This is a genomic window from Phaeodactylibacter xiamenensis (genome assembly GCF_000759025.1).
GTDB classification, from domain to species: domain Bacteria; phylum Bacteroidota; class Bacteroidia; order Chitinophagales; family Saprospiraceae; genus Phaeodactylibacter; species Phaeodactylibacter xiamenensis.
On record NZ_JPOS01000012.1, the window covers coordinates 412,302 to 426,495 of the forward strand.

Here is a 14,194-nt window from a genome sequence, read left to right on the forward strand (position 1 = left end):
ATGTTTCAGGACAAGATTTTTGATGGCAAGACCGCCCTTGTCACCGGTGGTCGCAGCGGCATTGGGTACGAAATTGCCCGTCAACTGCTTAACTACGGCGCAGAGGTCTACATCGCTTCCCGCAAGGAGGAGCCCCTGAAAGAGGCAGCAGCAGCGCTCAATGAATTGGGCACCTGCCACCACTTCGCCCTCGACATCCGGGAGCCGGAAAAAATTGATGAGCTGGCGGAATACATCATGGACAAGAGTGGTAAGCTCGACCTGCTGGTCAATAATGCCGGCGGGCAGTTCCCCTCCCCTGCTGAAGGCATTGCCCGAAAGGGCTGGCTGGCCGTCATCAACACTAATCTGAACGGCACCTGGTTTATGACACAAGCCATGGCCAATACCTTTTTCCTCCCTCAGGAATCAGGCAGCATCGTCAATATCATCGTAGATCACTACCGGGGATTCCCGGGCATGTCACATACTGGTGCCGCCCGGGCAGGTGTAGACAACCTTACGAAATCGCTTGCTGTGGAGTGGGCCAACCGAAATGTGCGCATCAATGCCGTAGCGCCTGGCATTATCAAAAGCTCAGGTTTGGAAAACTACCCGCCGGAAATGGTCGCTCAGGTTAGCGGCACGATACCGGTGAAGCGGCTGGGCAAGGTGGAGGAAGTAGCAGAAGCGGTCTTATTCCTGTCGCTGGCCGATTATGTGACGGGCGAGACCCTTTACATAGACGGGGGTTCCCGCCTGTGGGGTGATATGTGGCAGGTCTAATGAAAAGGACAAGCCCTGGAGCCTGCCCTCTGTATAGATTTATTTCAAATTTCACCTTATTCTTCCAGCAACTTCGGGCTCATCCCCATATTGGAGAAGCCGCCATCGTGGTAGAGGTTCTGCATGGTCACCATGCGGGTTAGGTCTGAGAACATGGTTACGCAGTAATCCGCACAGGCTTCCGCCGAAGCATTGCCCAATGGCGACATTTTATCGGCATAATCGAAGAACTCCTGAAAGCCTTTGATACCGCTGCCGGCAGTCGTTACTGTTGGAGACTGGGAAATGGTATTCACGCGTACCTTTTTCTCAGCAAAGTGGTAGCCAAAGCTACGGGCAAAGGACTCGAGCAGCGCTTTAGACTCCGCCATCTCACTATAGTCCGGGAAAGTGCGCTGAGCTGCGATGTAGCTTAAAGCCACAATAGAGCCCCACTCGCTCATCGCATCCATTTTATACAGTTGCTGCATCACTTTGTGGAAAGAGATGGCTGAAATATCAAATGTTTTCTGCATCCACTCATACTTCAGGTCGGTATAGGTGCGGTTTTTTCGCACATTGAGCGACATGCCGATGGCGTGCAGCACGAAATCGATTTTGCCGCCAAGAATTTCCTGTGATTCGCCGAAGAGTTTCTCAAGATCTGCTTCGCTTGTGGCATCGGCCGGGATGACCTCGGCATTAAGTTTTTTGCCCAATTCCTGAATGCCGCCCATACGCAGTGCAACGGGGGCGTTGGTCAGGGTAATGGTGGCGCCTTCTTCCACACAGCGCTCGGCCACTTTCCAGGCGATTGATTTGTCATCAAGCGCACCGAAGATGACGCCGCGCTTTCCTGCTAGTAAGTTGGTACTCATATCGTTTGAATTCTGCTTTTCATTTAACTGCTCTGCAGCAATAATTCTTTAGCCGTATTGATGGCGGACTCGCTGGGCGGGTCCTGGCTGAGCATAGTCGCTATAGCATACACCCGGCCTTCCATTTCGAGGGGGCGGACCTCCGTGACGGTGCGGTCCTCCTTGTCTTTTTTGTACACAAAGTAATGGGCATTAGCCTTGGAGGCGATCTGCGGAGAGTGGGTAATGGACACCACCTGATGCTCATTGCTGAGTTGACGCAAGATAGAGCCCATCTTCAAGGCCACGTCCCCGGAAATACCAGTATCAATCTCATCGAAGATCAGGGTCGGCAGCGGGATGGCACTGGCCACGAGGGATTTCACCACAAGGGTCAGGCGGGACAATTCACCACCCGAGGCCACATCCTTGATCAGCTGCAAGCGGCCGCCCTTGTTAGCAGCAAAGAGGAAATTGACTTCGTCAAACCCGGTAGGCTCGAGGTCTTCCGTTCGGCTGATATCGACTTTGAGCTTGGCGTGCTGCATAGACAGCTGTGCCAGCATTTGCTCGACTTTGTTCTCAAAGCCGCCTACCACGCTATGACGGCGGGTGCTCAGTTCTTCAGCCATCGTCTCCAGCTGTTGGCGCTGCTCCTGCGTGGACTGCTGTAGCCGTTCGATTTCCTGACTGAGGTCACCAATATCATCAAGTTGCTGTTGTAAATCCGCCTGTATATCCAAAAGCTCTTTGATGGAAGCGACCTGATGCTTGTTTTGCAACCGGTAGACCATATCGAGTCGCTCCTGTACTTCCTGTGTGCGCTCCGGGTCATGTTCGGTTTCATCCGCGATAGACTCGAACTCCTGCGCCACATCCCGAAGCTCTTCCACGAGCCCACTAAATCGGCCATAGAGCCCTTCGATACGCCGGTCAAAACTACTGACCGACTTGATGGCCTGCGTCAGTTCTTCCATTTGCCCGATCACCGAGACCTCGCTTTCTGACAACTGCTGAAAGGAAGCCGCCAGCGTACGCTTGATGTCCTCTGCGTTGGTCAGGCGGCTGAGCTCTTCCTCCAGTTCCTCCTGTTCTCCATCCACCAGTTCGGCTGTATTGAACTCTTCCAACTGGAACTGCAGGAACTCGAGCTCCTTGGCAGACTGTTGCTGACGGGCAATAAGGGTTTTGAGCTGTTTTTGATCCTGCTGATAAGCACTAAACAGGCTTTGGTACTGTGCCAGCAGCGGGCGGTTCTCTGCCAGAGCATCCAACAGCCGTAGCTGAAAGGACACTTTGTGAATGTCCAGGTTGTCAAATTGCTGATGCAGGTCGATAAGCGTGGAGCTCAGGTCCTGCAGCACGTTGAGCGTTACCGGTGTATCGTTGACGAACGCCCGGGATTTGCCGGAAGGCGTGATCTCCCGCCGAATGACCACCTGTGGGTCAAAGTCCAGGTCATGCTCATCAAAGAAGCTGCGCAGGTCATAAGCTTCGACATTAAAAAAGCCCTCGATGGTGCACTTAGAGTCCAGATTGTAAAGGGACTTGATGTCCGCACGCCGGCCCATGACCAGGCCCAGCGCGCCCAGCAAAATAGACTTACCGGCCCCGGTTTCACCAGTAATAATGGTGAGCCCCTTCGAGAAGTCGATCGTCAACTCCTCGATGATGGCGTAATTCCGGATGTGAAGGCGCTCAATCATAGCGAATGTTCAAAATTTGCAGGGCAAAGGTACGGCTTTTCCCGATTATTGGAGCCCGGTTAAAAGATGGTGTTTGGTGTCCTGCCGCTACGCGTTTCCGGCGCGTTGCCCGAAATTGGTCAATTGCGGCCGCTTATCAAAGCTGTTGCTCAATAATTTGTCGGCAAATCCGTTATTTTGCCCCCGATTGATGCATGAAATTCGAATAAAATGAAACCAGATAAAATGAAAAAAGTACTATTTACCCTCCTGTCCGTTGTTTTATTGTGGAGCTGCCAAACCGATGGCGGCTCAAATTTGGTGGAAACCGACCTGATGCAGCACGGTGTGCCTGTTACAATTATGGCTCCGGACAGTGCTACAGTCAAGGCCCGCAATATGGGTACGCTCATGAAAGACGTCACGGTCAAAGGCGAAGGAAACTACGACCTGCAAATCATGGCTTCGAGTGCGACGACTAGTGATTTGGCGCGCGTTAAGGCGGAGCAGCTTGCGACCGTCAAGACCAACCGCTACTTCTCCCGAATCGTCAGCGAGGAGGAGAAGGGCTTCCTCTACGAAATGGCCCTCGACACCAACAACCTGAACTACAACTTCCGCTACATCCATCTGCAGGGCGATCAGGAGATCATTTTCTCTGCCGGGATGGCGAGCACCTTATCTCTTGAAGAGGCCGAGCGGATTTATGAGGCGGTGAAGCAGTAAGGGAGAACGATGGAGGGGTAAGCTTCATGAGCAAACCTGATACACATCTCACCGGGTGCATTAACCCAGGCCGGTGTTGGGGCATTCAACCGGTCTGCTATATTTCAAAGGGAAGTAAACCCGGCGAAAGTAGTGCGCCGGGCGAAGTAGTGCCTTAGACAGAAAAAGGCTTCCGCAGTAATTTGCGGAAGCCTTTTTTTCGTACATGTGATTTTCTGAATGGGACCCTAAAATGCTTCTTTTAGTACATCGACATTGAAGAAGATCAGGATCAACAGAAGAATGCTTAGAATGATCATGGGAAAAGGGATTAAAAATGAAAAAATGGGGTTGATATCATTCTTCTCCCGACCTGACACCCAGATGACTGTCAGATCGTTTTAGCATGTTGTTTGTAAAAGAACATCTTATTAACTTTCTCAAAGATACGGATTTTGGCCACTCGCCGCAAGGTGCCTATTGTCTCTATGCCTGCCAAACGACAATACCAAATTCCGTTAAACAAGCATTGCACAAAGAATAAATCACTGACAGCCAGCGTCTAAAAAAGAAATAGGCACTCTCCCAATACCAGGAAAGCGCCTATGTCAAAGTTTTCTTAAAATGTCAGTTTAGAAGGATGAAGCACCTTCGTTCGCGTCATTGTAATTTTCACTCACTTTGCCCCAGTCGATGACATTAAAGAATGCCTCGATATAGTCCGGGCGGCGATTCTGATAGTTCAGGTAGTAGGCGTGCTCCCACACGTCCAGGCCAAGGATAGGCGTGCCGTCCGCGTCCACGACATCCATCAGCGGGTTGTCCTGATTTGGGGTAGAAGTGACGAACAGCTTGTCGTCCCTATCTACGCATAGCCATGCCCAGCCGGAACCGAACTGTGTTGCCGCAGCATTGGCGAATTCATCCTTGAATTTCTCAAAAGAACCAAAGTCGCGCATAATCGCCTTGTGGATATTCATGCGCTCGGATGGCTCGCCGCCACCGTCCGGAGACATTACTTCCCAGAACAGTTTGTGGTTGTAGAAGCCACCGCCGTTATTTCGTACACCAGCACTATGCTTCGATACATGGGCGAGAATTTCCTTAATACTTTTCTTCTCCAGGTCTGTGCCTTCGATAGCGGCATTCAGCTTAGAGGTATATCCTGCGTGGTGCTTTGTGTGGTGGATTTCCATGGTGCGCGCGTCGATGTGCGGCTCCAGGGCGTCATAGGCGTAAGGTAACTTTGGCAATTCGAAAGCCATAATTTTGGAGTTTTGATTAGTTATGGAATTTATTCGTTTTTGTCAACGACCTGCCACTCAAACAGACCGTTCTTACAGGGATAACGCCGAGCCTCATTTTAAGTTTACCCAAAAAGTCGCAGAGTTGACCGGTCCTGCCCGATATCTTTGGCTGTTGGCTCCCAAAATCACCCGCTATGCTGTACCTTAGCGGCGCTTAATTTAGAGATCAAAAACCAATAGGAATATGGAATTCAGAAAGGAAAAAGATAGCATTGGGTACATAGACGTACCTGCTGATAAATACTGGGCTGCCCAGACCCAGCGCTCTTCCGAGAACTTCCGCATCGGTGGCCACACCATGCCGAAGGAGATCATCCGCGCCTTTGCCATTCTCAAAAAGGCTGCGGCTATGACCAATCAGGAGGCGGGCGTTCTGCCGGCTGACAAAGCGGAGGCTATCGCTACGGTATGCGATGAAATCCTGGCGGGCAAGCTGGATGATCAGTTCCCACTCGTAGTCTGGCAGACTGGCTCCGGAACGCAGTCCAACATGAATGTCAATGAGGTGGTGGCTAACCGCGCTCATGTCCTTAAAGGCGGAAAACTGACAGACGAAAAGAAATTCCTCCACCCTAACGATGATGTCAATAAGTCGCAATCCTCCAACGATACGTTCCCTACGGCCATGCACATTGCGGCATACCAGATGCTGGTGGAAACGACCATCCCGGGCATCGAAGCCCTGCGCGATACGCTGGACGCCAAGTCAAAGGAGTTCATGGACGTCGTAAAAATCGGCCGTACTCACTTTATGGATGCTACGCCGGTCACGGTGGGCCAGGAGCTTTCCGGCTATGTGGCTCAGCTCAACCACGGGCTGCGTGCCATTAAGAATACCCTGCCTCACCTGGCAGAACTGGCACTCGGCGGCACAGCAGTTGGTACGGGCCTGAACACACCCGAAGGCTACGCAGAAAATGTGGCGAAGCATATCGCTGACCTCACCGGGCTGCCATTCGTGACCGCACCCAATAAGTTCGAATCCCTGGCAGCACACGACGCTATCGTAGAGTCACACGGTGCACTAAAGACTGTCGCCGTTTCGCTTATGAAGATTGGCAACGACATCCGCATGCTGGCTTCCGGCCCCCGCTGTGGCATTGGCGAGCTCATCATCCCTGCCAATGAGCCGGGTTCATCCATTATGCCTGGCAAGGTCAATCCGACACAGTCAGAAGCCCTGACGATGGCGATGGCGCAGGTAGTGGGCAATGATGTGGCCATCAACGTAGGCGGCATGACCGGGCAGTTTGAACTGAATGTCTTCAAACCGGTGATGATTTTCAACTTCCTGACTTCCGCCCGCCTGATCGGTGATGCCTGTGTAAGCTTTGATGAGAATTGCGCCAAGGGCATTGAGCCTAACTACGACCGTATCAAACAGAATCTCAACAACTCGCTGATGCTGGTGACCGCACTGAATACCCACATCGGGTACGACAACGCAGCGGCCATCGCCAAAAAGGCGCATGCTGAGAACTCCACCCTCAAGGAAGCGGCCATTGAGCTGGGCCTGCTTACGGCAGAGCAGTTTGACGAATGGGTACGCCCCGAGAATATGATTTAAACCGTAATGCATACTGCCCGGAGCGTTATCAATCCGGGCAGTTTTCTTCTAGCTGGTCGCAAAAATCTTCGCCTGGTCGCGAAAGGCTTTGAACTCCAGGGCATTCCCGCTGGGATCGAGGAAAAACATCGTTGCCTGCTCACCGGGTTCCCCCTTAAAGCGGATATAAGGCTCGATGACAAAATCAGTCCCTGCCGCCCGCAGCCGGTCCGCCAGTTTTTCCCAGGTTTCCATGTCAAGAATAGCGCCGAAGTGGCGTACCGGCACCGACTTACCGTCTACCGGGTTGGTCATAGGGTCTGCCGGGCGCTCATCCGTCAGATGTGCCGATAGCTGATGCCCAAAGAAGTCGAAGTCGATCCACCGTTCGGCCCTGCGGCCTATTTTGCAGCCCAGGGTGCCTTCGTAAAACGCCCGGGTTACTTCTATATCGCTAACCGGAAAAGCCAGGTGGAATGGTGTCATCTTTTGATGGCAATATCGTAAAAAGGTCTTAAAACTGCCACCGCACGCAACCGAAAAGTTATTCCTTTGTTACGAAATGCTGAACGCAAACAGCCAGCCAAAATAATTCAGGCCGCTCAAACGTATGATCGTAGGGAGCAACATTTGTAGTAAATAGTGCTCCGTTTGGCGCTGAATATTCACGTTTTAAACCTATTGTAATACTCCGGGCAGAAGCTCGCTGCTAAAGCGGGACCGCCCTGTACATCTTAAGTCAACACCAATGAGAAGATTTGCATTTTCTTTCCTACTGCTTATTGCAGCTGTTAATCTCTGGGCGCAACCGGCTTCGGCCAAATACGCACCGGCACCTACCGACAAAGCGCTGCTCTGGCAAGTTACCGGCAACGGGCTGGAAACGCCATCCTACGTTTACGGCACCATTCACATGATTGGCCGGGACGACTACTTCCTGACCGAGTCGGCGAAGAAAGCTTTTGAGTCTGTTAAGCACGTAGCTTTTGAAATTGATATGGAAGACATGACCGATATGTCCAAAATGATGCCGCTGATGATGAAGGCTTTCATGGTGGGCGATACGACGCTAAAGGACCTGCTGACCGAGGAGGAATACGCACAGGTCAGCGAGCACTTCCAGCAGGTAGGGCTACCAATGATGTTTGTGGACCGCATCAAGCCGATGTTCCTGTCGGTACTGGGCAGCGGCGAAGACATGATGAGCTTCAACCCCAATGCCGAGAGCAGCATGGTTTCCTACGAGATGGAATTCATGAAAATGGCGCAGGAAAGAGAGATGGACATTGACGGGCTGGAGACCGCTGAGTTCCAGATGAGCATGTTTGACAGCATCCCCTATAGCGTGCAGGCCAAAATGCTGATGGATGCCATCAACGCTGAAGGCGGTGGCGCCACTGATCAGTTTGATGAGATGGTCAAGCTCTACAAAGATCAGGATATCTATGCTATGCAGAGCATGATGGACGAGGAAGGCGGCATTGCCGGGTACGAAGACCTGCTGCTGGTGCGCCGTAACCGCAACTGGATCCCCATCATGGAGGAAGCTATGAAACAGCGGCCTACGTTCTTCGCCGTTGGTGCAGGTCACCTTGGCGGTGAGGAAGGGGTGATCGCGCTGTTGCGGGAGGCAGGCTACACGGTGGAGCCGCTTGTGGATTAGTCGCTTAGATTTACTATGATCTGAGTCTTATCAGCGTTATGCTTGATTTGACTTTGATAATTTTGTATATTTACGGTAAATAGTCTTATTTACCGTAAATATGCAAAATCGCGATCCCATTAATCAACTGTTCGCCGCATCAGGTGGTGTACTAAGTACCGCTCAATTAAATAACGCAGGATACTCTCACTATGCCATAAAAAAGCTACTAGAAGATGGCACGATCGAAAGAATCCGACATGGCTGGTATCGACACCTCACACTAGCGAATAATGAATGGGAAGAAGTAAATACTCTTGTAAAGGATGGGGTTTTCTGCCTGCATTCGTCCGCTCAGCTTCATGAGCTGAGTACATTCGTATCTGGGGCGTATCAGGTAGCGATAGACTGGAAAAGGCGAATCAGGCTGCCTGCTTACCCGCCAGTAAAACTTTACTATTGGAAAGATGAACAGTACACGTTGGGAATAAGTCAGAAAATAGTAGATGGTGCTAAGTTAAGCGTCTACGATATGGAAAAAACAGTGTGCGACTTCCTTAAAGCTCGAAATAAGCTTGGCTTGGAGGCGGTAAAGGAGGTAACTCAACATTACTTCGATCACCCTGAACAAGACATCAACAAACTAATGCGCTATGCCCGGAAGTTGGGTATCTATTCAGTAGCCAGGCAATATTTCGAACTAATGGTATGAAAAACACAGTAGCTTCCATACAGGATCGCCTTAGGGCTATCTCGCGCTCGAATGGTCAGAATCATCAGCTAATACTCACGCGTTATTTTCAGGAGCGTTTACTGTACCGACTCGCTCAGTCTGCTTACCGAAGTGATTTTCTACTTAAAGGCGGGACCTTGCTCTATGCATGGGAAGGGCTAACTACTCGCCCAACTTTGGATGTAGACCTACTGGGTTGGCAAATTTCCAATGATTTGAACTCTATCAAGGTAATCTTTCAGGAAATCTGTGGTATTGATTATCCTAAAGACTGTGTCATTTATAATTTTTCAAAGCTGGAAGTGAGCAAGATTGTAAAAGAAGGAAATTACACAGGTGTGCGGATAAAGGTGCCTGTAAATCTGGGTCAAATTAGCCAGCGCCTGCAGATTGACATCGGTTTTGGTGATGCTGTAACTCCAGGTCCGGTAGAAATGGTCTATCCAACGCTTCTGCCAATGGATGAACCTGAAATCCTTGCCTATTCAAAGGAGAACCTCATTGCAGAAAAGTTCGAAGCGATGATTGCACTTGGAGAACTCAATAGCCGGATGAAAGATTTCTACGACCTTTACTCCATTCTTACAAGTGATAATTCTATCGACCTGGGACAGTTAGAGGCTGCTATTCTGGCTACATTCAATAGGAGACGAACTCGGCTAACCAAAGACCACCCTCTCTTTGATCCTGCTTTTGCAAAAGACAAACGGAGAGTAACTCAATGGCGGGGCTATTTAAAGAAGATAAAGCTCGATCCTGGCATTTCATTACATCAGGTAATGACTATAATCCAGGAAAAACTGGAAAGCATTTACGTATCAATGCTGAAAAATAAAAACAATTAGTCTGAAAGTCCGCATAATTTTGAAAATCAGTGCCTTAGGGTGATAAATGACAGTGCAGGCAGGCTCAGATATTCGTATTTTGAATCTCATCTTGCTTTTTCACCATAAACCTGATTATCATGTGGACTAAAGATATCAAGAACGTCAGAGCCGGAACGCTGATTGACGTGCGCTACCGGGAAGAGTTTGACCAATGCAATGTACCAGGATCGGTAAACATTCCGTGGGACCTTCACCTTTACTATCTGGATGAGCTGATGGAATACCCAAAACCGCTCGTCTTTTTCTGCGAAGAAGGCTACCGTTCCGGATTAGTCGCCCTGTCCTTACAAACCCTCGGTTTTGAAGAGGTCTACAACGGCGGATGCTGGCTGGATGTCCTCAACGAACTCGAAGCAGACGTATTAACGGCTGCCTAAAACCATTTTTTATGCATTACAAAACGGCTACGGCCTGGATTTTCGCGGTTCTGGTACTGAGTGTCGTCTTAATGATGCTTTACCCCACGGGCTTGGTAATCGGTCTGGGCATGTTCCTGGTGCCGGTACTACTCCTGGTACAGACCGTGATTGTCTTGCGTTCCAGCGAGCGCAGTGAAAAGACCTTTTCAGACGGGCATTGGTACGAAGACCGCGAAAAGCAATCATAATTTAGTCCTGCCGGGGAACTTATCCGCAGTGCCTGTGTGTAGTATTCCATAATTACTGCATAACTACAGTAGGCAACCGCTGCTGAAAAGTACACCCAATGTTCCAAAAAGGATTTGCTGTTTATGTGGATGCCTTCCGGGGGCTGTCCAAAGAGATATGGCTCCTTTCCAGCGTAATGCTCATCAACCGGGCCGGCACGATGGTCCTTCCTTTCCTTTCTGTTTATCTTACACAAGACGTAGGCTTCAGCCTGTCCCAGGCGGGCTGGATCATGAGCTGCTTTGGCGGAGGCTCCATTCTTGGCGCTTATGCGGGTGGCAAACTTGTAGACCGGATTGGGTTCTACGAGACGCAGTTTTGGTCGTTATTCCTGAGCGGGTTTATCTTCATCGCGCTGGGGCAGGTGAAAGGCTTCTACGGGCTTTGCGCGATGGTCTTCCTGGCCAGTACGGTAGCAGATGCTTTCCGCCCGGCCAACTTCGCGGCTGTAGCCGCTTACAGCCACAGCGCCAACCGGACCCGGGCAGTAGCCCTGCTCCGTCTCGCTATCAATCTGGGCTGGGCTGTAGGCCCCGCCGTAGGTGGCATGGTCGCTATTGCCTATGGGTACGAATGGCTGTTTTGGGTGGACGGGCTGACCTGCATCGCTGCTGCTCTGTTTTTCCGGGCCGCTCTGCCTAAGCGCTTCCTGGAAACCGATGAGGAGGAAGCAACCGAAACGGGTATTTTCCAGGGCAAAGCCCACCACGATAAACGATATTTATTTTTCCTGCTGCTGGCTTTGCTCAACGCGATTGCCTTTATGCAATTGTTTTCTACCCTTCCGGTCTATTTTAAACAGGAAGTCCTGCTCGACGAGGGGCAGATTGGCCGGCTCATGGCTATGAATGGCCTGGTGATCGCCCTGATCGAAATGCCGTTGATCTATGTGCTGGAGCGACGCTTCAGCGCTACACAGATCATCACTCTCGGCACCTTTATGATCGGGCTGACTTACCTGTTATTCAGTGGTCTGGGCACGGCGGCATGGGTCGCCCTTGCTGCCATGCTGATGCTGACTTTCGGGGAAATTCTGAGCCTGCCTTTTATTGCCACGATGGCCATGGGCTTTACCAATAAACGTAACCGGGGCGCTTACATGGGCCTGTTTTCGGTCACCTATTCCCTCTCGCACGTCATCGCCCCTAATTTGGGACTGCAACTGGTAGCCTGGTCAGGTTTCGGAACGCTCTGGTATGTGCTTTTCGCAGCAAGCGCTGTAGCTGCCGGTGGATTTTGGCTGCTGCGCCGGCGGGAACAGTTGCAAATAGCCTGAACATCGAAGGGGCACTCTCGTTATATCATTGAAAATTAGTAAACTAAAGAAGAGAAAATGACTAACGAAACTAAGAATTGGCCAGACCTCGCGATTGGACTGTTTGAACGCCTGACTGGCAGAAATGCAGAAATTTCTTATCAGTTTGATGATTTCGAACTCCACGTGCCCAGCAGTACCGCCGATGATGCAGAGCATGCACAGTGGAAAATGAACGGTACGCTGAAAATCACAACTACTGAGAAATAAGATATCCCTACACTGAACCCTGTGCATTGCTCTCCCCCGAGAGCAATGCCTGTTTTTAGACCTATCGCGATGAATATTTCCACCTATCTTTCCCACCTGTCCATTGAAGGGCAACTCAATCTGGAGTCGCCCCATGGTGAAGCACGTTTTACTGCTTCCCGGCCCGATAATCAGATTCGCCTTCATTTTGAGAACGCCCCGACTTTCCGGCACTTCCTTTCTTCTGTCCGGCCTCATATCCAACCTGCCGAAGCAGGTAAATTACTGGAGTCTTTGAAGCAGATGCCTCAGGACATATCCGTGACCCTTGACCGTAAGGAAATACTGAGCCGTCAACCCGATGGGCAGCTCCGCATTAATTACCGTACCACCGGATGGCAGTGGCTTCGTTGGCGGTTATCGCGTATGTTTTGATATGCAGGTCCGGTTACTTTGAAATCCCCGCTAAAGTGTTGATTTTTGCAGGCTAAACAAAAGTTGGCAATGATCGGCACAGATGTTAATTACGCGGTGGCTTTGTTGAAAGCAGGGCAATTGGTTGCTATTCCTACTGAAACGGTGTATGGCCTTGCCGGCAATGCGCTTGACCTTTCCGCTGTCTCTCAAATTTTTAAAGTTAAGAACCGCCCGAGTTTTGACCCGCTGATCATCCACTTGCCTGCTTTCTCTGCTGTCTCCTCTTATGTAAAAGCCATACCCGAAGCCGCGGCTGCACTAGCTGCCACCTTCATGCCCGGCCCATTGACGTTGCTGCTGGAAAAGTCAGAACAAGTGCCCGATATGGTCACTGCTGGCTCTCCCCTTGTAGCAGTTCGTATTCCAGCCCACCCGGTGGCCCAACAATTACTTAGTCAGCTCGATTTCCCCCTCTCCGCGCCGAGTGCCAACCCTTTTGGGTACATCAGCCCGACCACGGCGGCACATGTCGATGAGCAACTTGGTCCACAAATACCTTATATTTTAGATGGCGGGCCCTGCGAGATAGGCCTGGAAAGCACGATTGTGGGTTTTCCTGATGGTAAGCCTACGGTATTTCGCAAGGGAGGCATCGCTGTAGAGCGCCTGGAAAGTGTAGTCGGTCCGGTTGAGGTTAAGGCTCATTCTTCATCCAACCCACAGGCACCTGGAATGCTAAAAAGCCATTATGCCCCGCGCACGCCCATGGTTTTGGGCAACCCTGAAGACTTCATCGCAAAATATCGGGTTGAAGAGATAGGCTGCATCCGGTTTCAAGAGGCATTTCATGGCGTGCCCAAAGCACAGCAGTTAATTCTATCCCCCTCAGGGGACGATCAGGAAGCCGCCCGGAGGTTGTTTGCAGGAATGCGTCAGCTCGATAGTCAACCCCTGTCCGTTATCGTAGCTGAGCTGCTCCCGGAAGAAGGGCTTGGGCGGGCCATCAATGACCGGTTGCGGCGGGCCGCCGCGCGTTAACCTGAAGTTACTGCGTCTTCACACCACTGCATTGCCGTTTGGAAATCCCCTGCTACTTTATAGGGCACCGGCTGCTTTTGTAGCGCAAAAATACCCTTAAGCGCAGTCCGGATGATGGAGTTTGGAATGTGGTAAGCTGTGCCCTGGCAGTGTTTTTTCATCAGGCTTTCATTCGCCTTCAGCCATTCGGCCTGCATCTTTTGGAATTTAAATCCCGGCAATACAGCATTTTGTGCATCAAAAAGATAGGCAAAGGGCAACGCCCGGTCATAAGCTTCGTATAAATCATTGAGGTACTGCCGGAAATTCTCTTCCGTTGCCTGGCTTCCTGTGAAGGCAACCACCACAACCGGGAAGGCATCGAAGTCAAAAGTAGCGTAAAGGTCCATTCCGAATTTTGATTACATAAAGTTTAAAAAATCCGGAATGCCCCGGATAGATCAATGAAATTAGTATATTTAAATGCCAATTGCCGCCAAATG

17 protein-coding genes are annotated in these 14,194 nt (G+C 50.7%); 12 read left to right on the forward strand and 5 right to left on the reverse strand.

Features of this window, described 5'->3' with window-relative positions; translation table 11 throughout:
* Window positions 1-765, forward strand: a complete 765-nt coding sequence (locus IX84_RS05370) for an SDR family oxidoreductase (RefSeq protein WP_044217171.1) — start codon at window positions 1-3, stop codon at window positions 763-765.
* A 56-nt stretch (window positions 766-821) separates the two neighbouring features.
* Here IX84_RS05370 and IX84_RS05375 read toward each other — a convergent pair whose 3' ends face one another.
* On the reverse strand, window positions 822-1,622 hold the full coding sequence (locus IX84_RS05375; RefSeq protein WP_044217173.1) for an enoyl-ACP reductase FabI: 801 nt from the start codon (window positions 1,620-1,622) through the stop codon (window positions 822-824).
* Window positions 1,623-1,645: 23 nt separating this feature from the next.
* On the reverse strand, window positions 1,646-3,307 hold the full coding sequence (gene recN, locus IX84_RS05380) for a DNA repair protein RecN (protein WP_044217175.1): 1,662 nt from the start codon (window positions 3,305-3,307) through the stop codon (window positions 1,646-1,648).
* Between the two features lie 225 nt (window positions 3,308-3,532).
* Between recN and IX84_RS05385 the strand changes: the two genes are divergently transcribed.
* Complete coding sequence (locus IX84_RS05385; RefSeq protein WP_152604921.1) at window positions 3,533-4,012, forward strand: hypothetical protein; 480 nt, start codon at window positions 3,533-3,535, stop codon at window positions 4,010-4,012.
* A 611-nt stretch (window positions 4,013-4,623) separates the two neighbouring features.
* Here IX84_RS05385 and IX84_RS05390 read toward each other — a convergent pair.
* A complete protein-coding gene (locus tag IX84_RS05390) occupies window positions 4,624-5,256 on the reverse strand; it encodes a superoxide dismutase (protein WP_044217179.1) in 633 nt (210 codons plus the stop codon).
* A gap of 226 nt (window positions 5,257-5,482) precedes the next feature.
* Between IX84_RS05390 and fumC the strand changes: the two genes are divergently transcribed.
* Complete coding sequence (gene fumC / locus IX84_RS05395; RefSeq protein ID WP_044217181.1) at window positions 5,483-6,865, forward strand: class II fumarate hydratase; 1,383 nt, start codon at window positions 5,483-5,485, stop codon at window positions 6,863-6,865.
* Between the two features lie 48 nt (window positions 6,866-6,913).
* Here fumC and IX84_RS05400 read toward each other — a convergent pair whose 3' ends face one another.
* Window positions 6,914-7,330, reverse strand: a complete 417-nt coding sequence (locus tag IX84_RS05400; protein ID WP_044217183.1) for a VOC family protein — start codon at window positions 7,328-7,330, stop codon at window positions 6,914-6,916.
* A gap of 262 nt (window positions 7,331-7,592) precedes the next feature.
* On the opposite strand from IX84_RS05400, the gene IX84_RS05405 reads away from it, so the two are divergent.
* From IX84_RS05405 to IX84_RS05445, 9 genes are all read left to right on the forward strand, one after another.
* Window positions 7,593-8,507 (forward strand): TraB/GumN family protein, encoded by a 915-nt coding sequence (locus IX84_RS05405; protein ID WP_044217185.1) that lies wholly within the window; start codon window positions 7,593-7,595, stop codon window positions 8,505-8,507.
* 100 nt (window positions 8,508-8,607) lie between these two features.
* Window positions 8,608-9,198 carry a type IV toxin-antitoxin system AbiEi family antitoxin domain-containing protein gene (locus IX84_RS05410; RefSeq protein ID WP_052515777.1) on the forward strand — a complete coding sequence of 197 codons (591 nt, stop codon included), beginning with the start codon at window positions 8,608-8,610 and terminating at the stop codon, window positions 9,196-9,198.
* A complete protein-coding gene (locus IX84_RS05415; RefSeq protein ID WP_044217186.1) occupies window positions 9,195-10,064 on the forward strand; it encodes a nucleotidyl transferase AbiEii/AbiGii toxin family protein in 870 nt (289 codons plus the stop codon). The genes IX84_RS05410 and IX84_RS05415 overlap by 4 nt, the downstream gene beginning before the upstream one ends.
* Window positions 10,065-10,183: 119 nt before the next feature.
* Complete coding sequence (locus IX84_RS05420; protein WP_052515778.1) at window positions 10,184-10,483, forward strand: rhodanese-like domain-containing protein; 300 nt, start codon at window positions 10,184-10,186, stop codon at window positions 10,481-10,483.
* A gap of 11 nt (window positions 10,484-10,494) precedes the next feature.
* A complete protein-coding gene (locus IX84_RS05425) occupies window positions 10,495-10,713 on the forward strand; it encodes a hypothetical protein (RefSeq protein ID WP_044217190.1) in 219 nt (72 codons plus the stop codon).
* A 98-nt stretch (window positions 10,714-10,811) separates the two neighbouring features.
* Window positions 10,812-12,029, forward strand: coding sequence for an MFS transporter (locus IX84_RS05430; RefSeq protein WP_044217192.1), 1,218 nt, complete (start codon window positions 10,812-10,814; stop codon window positions 12,027-12,029).
* A gap of 57 nt (window positions 12,030-12,086) precedes the next feature.
* Window positions 12,087-12,278: a hypothetical protein gene (locus IX84_RS05435; protein WP_044217193.1), complete on the forward strand. Its 192-nt coding sequence runs from the start codon at window positions 12,087-12,089 to the stop codon at window positions 12,276-12,278.
* A gap of 69 nt (window positions 12,279-12,347) precedes the next feature.
* Window positions 12,348-12,692 (forward strand): hypothetical protein, encoded by a 345-nt coding sequence (locus tag IX84_RS05440; protein ID WP_044217194.1) that lies wholly within the window; start codon window positions 12,348-12,350, stop codon window positions 12,690-12,692.
* Between the two features lie 63 nt (window positions 12,693-12,755).
* Window positions 12,756-13,712: an L-threonylcarbamoyladenylate synthase gene (locus IX84_RS05445; RefSeq protein WP_044217196.1), complete on the forward strand. Its 957-nt coding sequence runs from the start codon at window positions 12,756-12,758 to the stop codon at window positions 13,710-13,712.
* Here the strand turns inward: IX84_RS05445 and IX84_RS05450 are convergent.
* A complete protein-coding gene (locus IX84_RS05450) occupies window positions 13,709-14,101 on the reverse strand; it encodes a hypothetical protein (protein WP_044217198.1) in 393 nt (130 codons plus the stop codon). The genes IX84_RS05445 and IX84_RS05450 overlap by 4 nt on opposite strands.
* Between the last annotated feature and the right edge of the window lie 93 nt (window positions 14,102-14,194).

What these genes read in the sequence shown, in the direction of transcription:
- IX84_RS05435 (WP_044217193.1), top strand. Translation starts at nt 12,087, where the DNA reads ATGACTAACGAAACTAAGAATTGGCCAGACCTCGCGATTGGACTGTTT.
- IX84_RS05440 (WP_044217194.1), top strand. Translation starts at nt 12,348, where the DNA reads ATGAATATTTCCACCTATCTTTCCCACCTGTCCATTGAAGGGCAACTC.
- IX84_RS05430 (WP_044217192.1), top strand. Translation starts at nt 10,812, where the DNA reads ATGTTCCAAAAAGGATTTGCTGTTTATGTGGATGCCTTCCGGGGGCTG.
- recN (WP_044217175.1), bottom strand. Translation starts at nt 3,307, where the DNA reads ATGATTGAGCGCCTTCACATCCGGAATTACGCCATCATCGAGGAGTTG.
- IX84_RS05400 (WP_044217183.1), bottom strand. Translation starts at nt 7,330, where the DNA reads ATGACACCATTCCACCTGGCTTTTCCGGTTAGCGATATAGAAGTAACC.
- IX84_RS05385 (WP_152604921.1), top strand. Translation starts at nt 3,533, where the DNA reads ATGAAAAAAGTACTATTTACCCTCCTGTCCGTTGTTTTATTGTGGAGC.
- IX84_RS05410 (WP_052515777.1), top strand. Translation starts at nt 8,608, where the DNA reads ATGCAAAATCGCGATCCCATTAATCAACTGTTCGCCGCATCAGGTGGT.
- IX84_RS05415 (WP_044217186.1), top strand. Translation starts at nt 9,195, where the DNA reads ATGAAAAACACAGTAGCTTCCATACAGGATCGCCTTAGGGCTATCTCG.
- fumC (WP_044217181.1), top strand. Translation starts at nt 5,483, where the DNA reads ATGGAATTCAGAAAGGAAAAAGATAGCATTGGGTACATAGACGTACCT.
- IX84_RS05375 (WP_044217173.1), bottom strand. Translation starts at nt 1,622, where the DNA reads ATGAGTACCAACTTACTAGCAGGAAAGCGCGGCGTCATCTTCGGTGCG.
- IX84_RS05420 (WP_052515778.1), top strand. Translation starts at nt 10,184, where the DNA reads ATGTGGACTAAAGATATCAAGAACGTCAGAGCCGGAACGCTGATTGAC.
- IX84_RS05425 (WP_044217190.1), top strand. Translation starts at nt 10,495, where the DNA reads ATGCATTACAAAACGGCTACGGCCTGGATTTTCGCGGTTCTGGTACTG.
- IX84_RS05390 (WP_044217179.1), bottom strand. Translation starts at nt 5,256, where the DNA reads ATGGCTTTCGAATTGCCAAAGTTACCTTACGCCTATGACGCCCTGGAG.
- IX84_RS05450 (WP_044217198.1), bottom strand. Translation starts at nt 14,101, where the DNA reads ATGGACCTTTACGCTACTTTTGACTTCGATGCCTTCCCGGTTGTGGTG.
- IX84_RS05370 (WP_044217171.1), top strand. Translation starts at nt 1, where the DNA reads ATGTTTCAGGACAAGATTTTTGATGGCAAGACCGCCCTTGTCACCGGT.
- IX84_RS05405 (WP_044217185.1), top strand. Translation starts at nt 7,593, where the DNA reads ATGAGAAGATTTGCATTTTCTTTCCTACTGCTTATTGCAGCTGTTAAT.